We start from the raw sequence: 3,995 nt of genomic DNA, 5'->3' as shown, positions 1-3,995 counted from the left end.
TCAGCGTGACCATGGATACGGTGGCACAGGTTCAGGGCTATCTGCTTGCCCATCAGTATGAAGGGCTGATCAGAAAGTCCAAGCTCAGGGGCCGTCGCCGCTGATAGAGCGGAATGCGGGCGGCGCAAAAGTCAAAACCAAGGGTGTGCGGATCGCGCTCACCAAGCCGGGGGGCGAAAAATCATGAGATTGATCCTTTTGGGGCCGCCGGGCTCGGGCAAGGGGACTCAGGCCCAGCGGCTGGTTCAGAAGCACGGTATTATCCAGCTCTCGACCGGGGAGATGCTGCGCGCCGCGGTTGCCGCCGGCACGCCGATCGGGCTGCAGGCCAAGGACATCATGGCCGCAGGCGGGCTGGTGCCCGACGAGATCGTGATCGGCATCATCTCCGATCGGATCGATCAGCCCGACGCCAAGAACGGCTTCATCCTCGACGGCTTTCCGCGCACGGTTCCGCAGGCCGAGGCGCTGGATGACCTCCTGAAGAAGAAGCGCCTCAAGCTCGACGCCGTGGTCGAGCTTCGCGTCAATGAGAGCGCGCTGCTCGAGCGGGTGGAGAAGCGCGCCGCCGAGACGCGGGCGCGCGGCGAGGAAGTCCGCGCCGACGATACGCCGGAAGTGCTGACCAAGCGGCTGGCAAGCTACCGCGCCCAGACCGAACCCCTGATTCACTACTATTCCGAGCGCCGCAAGCTGCTGACCGTAGATGGCATGATGACCATCGAGCACGTTACGGGTGAAATCAACCGGATCCTGGAGGCGCTCGGCGCCACGGAACCCAAGGCGGCACGGCGAGCCTCTCCAGCCAAGCGCTCCGCCTCTGGAGCCGCCCGAAAGGGAGCCAAGGCGCCCGCCAAGAAGGCGGCCGCCAAAGCCAAAGGAACCAAAAAGGCCGCCACCTCCGCCCGGAAGGCCCGTAAAACGGTCTCCAAGGCCGCCAAGGCCAGGGGCGTCGGCAAGGCCAAGAAGACGGTAAGGCAGGCCGCTAAGCGGCCCGCAAAAAAGCTCACGAAAAAGCGAGCTAAGCGCTAGGAGCGGTTGACGAAACCGACATGAATCCTTTAATAAGGCTCGCATCCAAGTCGGATAGTTTTATGACGATGCCGGGCCCCGAAGGAACGAGGGGAGGGCGTCATGTTCGCGTTTGTGGACACCTGCCCGAGATAGCAGAGATCTAGGAAGCACCGATCCCAGGGGATCGGCGACAGGAGAGAAGGCCGTGGCCCGTATTGCCGGCGTGAATATTCCAACCAACAAGCGCGTGCTGATCGCGCTTCAGTACATCCATGGCATCGGCCAGAAGAACGCAGCCGACATCGTGGAGAAGGTCAAGATTCCGCTGGATCGTCGCGTCAGCCAGTTGACCGACCAGGAAGTGCTGCAGATTCGCGAAGTGATCGACCGCGACTATGTCGTCGAGGGTGACCTTCGTCGCGAGGTCGGCATCAACATCAAGCGGCTGATGGACCTCGGCTGCTATCGTGGCCTGCGCCATCGCCGTGGCCTGCCGGTGCGCGGCCAGCGCACCCACACCAATGCGCGCACGCGCAAGGGGCCGGCCAAGGCGATCGCCGGCAAGAAGAAGTAAGTTTGCGAATAGCGAATAGTAATCTATTCGCTACTCGCCATTCGCCACTCGCCTTTTGAGGTGTAGCCGCTGGCATTACGGCGGCGTTGAGATCATAGGAAAGGTTTGGAATGGGCAAGGAAGCCACCCGCGTACGCCGCCGCGAACGCAAGAACATCGCCTCCGGCATCGCGCATGTGAATTCGTCGTTCAACAACACCACGATCACCATCACCGACGCGCAGGGCAACACCATTGCCTGGTCTTCCGCGGGCACGATGGGTTTCAAGGGGTCGCGCAAGTCGACTCCGTATGCCGCACAGGTCGCGGCGGAGGACGTTTCCAAGAAGGCGCAGGAGCATGGCATGCGCACGCTGGAAGTCGAAGTCGCCGGCCCCGGTTCGGGCCGTGAGTCGGCGCTCCGCGCGTTGCAGGCTGCGGGCTTCACCGTCACCTCGATCCGCGACGTGACGACGATCCCGCACAATGGCTGCCGTCCGCGCAAGCGCCGGCGCGTCTGATTGTTGGTCGCGGGGCGGCTTTGCCGTCTCGCGATTGTTTTTGGAATTGACCGCGCGGACTAATCCGCGACGCCAGTAAGTTGATGTCGACTGGCCCAAATCGACTTCACCACGGGTGACACAGTGACGATCCAGAAGAATTGGCAGGAACTTATTCGACCGAACAAGCTGCAGGTGACGGCCGGCTCCGATGCCGCGCGGTTTGCGACCATTGTCGCCGAGCCGCTCGAGCGCGGCTTCGGCCAGACGCTCGGCAACGCGTTGCGCCGCATCCTGTTGTCCTCGCTGCAGGGCGCTGCGGTGCAGTCGGTGCATATCGACGGCGTGCTGCACGAGTTCTCTTCGATCGCGGGCGTCCGTGAGGACGTTACCGACATCGTCCTCAACATCAAGGACATCTCGATCAAGATGCAGGGCGAAGGCCCCAAGCGGATGGTCGTGAAGAAGCAGGGTCCGGGCGTCGTCACCGCCGGCGACATCCAGACCGTCGGCGACGTCGTGGTGCTCAATCCGGATCTCGTGCTCTGCACCCTGGACGACGGTGCCGAGATCCGCATGGAGTTCACGGTCGCGACTGGCAAGGGCTATGTGCCCGCCGAGCGCAACCGTCCTGAGGACGCGCCGATCGGCCTGATCCCGGTCGACAGCCTGTTCTCGCCGGTGCGCAAGGTCTCCTACAAGGTCGAGAACACCCGCGAGGGCCAGATCCTCGACTACGACAAGCTGACGATGACGATCGAGACCAACGGCGCGATCACGCCGGATGACTCGGTGGCCTATGCCGCGCGTATCCTGCAGGATCAGCTCAACGTGTTCGTCAACTTCGAAGAGCCGCGCAAGGAAGTCGCGCAGGAGATCATCCCCGATCTCGCCTTCAACCCGGCGTTCCTCAAGAAGGTCGACGAGCTCGAATTGTCGGTGCGTTCGGCCAACTGCCTGAAGAACGACAACATCGTCTATATCGGCGATCTCGTGCAGAAGTCGGAAGCGGAAATGCTCCGCACCCCGAACTTCGGCCGCAAGTCGCTGAACGAGATCAAGGAAGTGCTGGCCCAGATGGGGCTGCATCTCGGCATGGAAGTGCCGGGCTGGCCACCGGAGAACATCGACGAGCTCGCCAAGCGCTTCGAGGATCATTACTGAGCGAATAGGAAGTGGCGAATAGCGAATGGAAAACCAGTCGCTATTCGCCATTCGCTACTCACCATGCTGGGCGAACGCAGGAAGCCCACCTGAGAAACATGTCCGACGAACCGTCGCGACAATCGAAAAGGAATAGATCATGCGTCACGGAAAGGTTCATCGGAAGCTCAATCGCACGGCCGAGCATCGGCGCGCGATGTTCGCCAACATGGCTGCGGCCCTGATCAAGCACGAGCAGATCGTCACCACGCTGCCGAAGGCCAAGGAGCTGCGCCCGATCGTCGAGAAGCTGGTCACGCTCGGCAAGAAGGGCGGGCTGGCGCTGCGCCGCCAGGCGATCTCGGAACTGCGCGACGTCGACATGGTCAAGAAGCTCTTCGACACGCTGGCGACCCGCTACAAGGACCGCCAGGGCGGCTACACCCGCATCATCAAGGCCGGCTTCCGCTATGGCGACAATGCCGCGATGGCCGTGATCGAGTTCGTCGACCGCGATGTCGACGCCAAGGGCCAGGATTCCGGCCCGGTGCAGGAAAAGGAAGCCGAGGCGGCGTAAGCCTGCTTCGATCCTGAAGGTTTGTGAAAGCGGCGCCATCAAGCGCCGCTTTTTCATTTCCGAGTGTAGGGTGGGCAAAGCGTAGCGTGCCCCCCGTCACGAGCGGAGTGTGAATGGTGGGCACGGCGCCGACGCGCCTTTGCCCACCCTCATATGGGGCTTAGTGAGTCAAGGCTCTCAACGAACAGGGTTGGGTTGGGTTTTTGCG

General features: G+C 62.3%; 5 protein-coding genes. All 5 read left to right on the top strand.

Features of this window, described 5'->3' with window-relative positions:
- Nucleotides 1-183 precede the first annotated feature (183 nt).
- Complete coding sequence (locus tag OZ411_RS42590) at nt 184-1,032, top strand: adenylate kinase (protein WP_282532746.1); 849 nt, start codon at nt 184-186, stop codon at nt 1,030-1,032.
- 187 nt (nt 1,033-1,219) lie between these two features.
- Nucleotides 1,220-1,588 (top strand): 30S ribosomal protein S13, encoded by a 369-nt coding sequence (gene rpsM, locus OZ411_RS42585; RefSeq protein WP_130580944.1) that lies wholly within the window; start codon nt 1,220-1,222, stop codon nt 1,586-1,588.
- Between the two features lie 110 nt (nt 1,589-1,698).
- A complete protein-coding gene (gene rpsK, locus OZ411_RS42580) occupies nt 1,699-2,088 on the top strand; it encodes a 30S ribosomal protein S11 (RefSeq protein WP_006021048.1) in 390 nt (129 codons plus the stop codon).
- A gap of 99 nt (nt 2,089-2,187) precedes the next feature.
- Nucleotides 2,188-3,231, top strand: a complete 1,044-nt coding sequence (locus tag OZ411_RS42575; protein WP_207234542.1) for a DNA-directed RNA polymerase subunit alpha — start codon at nt 2,188-2,190, stop codon at nt 3,229-3,231.
- 139 nt (nt 3,232-3,370) lie between these two features.
- Entirely contained in the window at nt 3,371-3,787 is a 417-nt protein-coding gene (gene rplQ, locus OZ411_RS42570; protein WP_130580942.1) for a 50S ribosomal protein L17, read from the top strand.
- Nucleotides 3,788-3,995 lie beyond the last annotated feature (208 nt).

It is taken from the genome of Bradyrhizobium sp. Arg237L, from assembly GCF_029990105.1.
Lineage (GTDB): Bacteria > Pseudomonadota > Alphaproteobacteria > Rhizobiales > Xanthobacteraceae > Bradyrhizobium.
The sequence above is the reverse complement of the archived record's forward strand: the minus strand, read 5'-3'. Positions and strand labels throughout refer to the sequence as shown.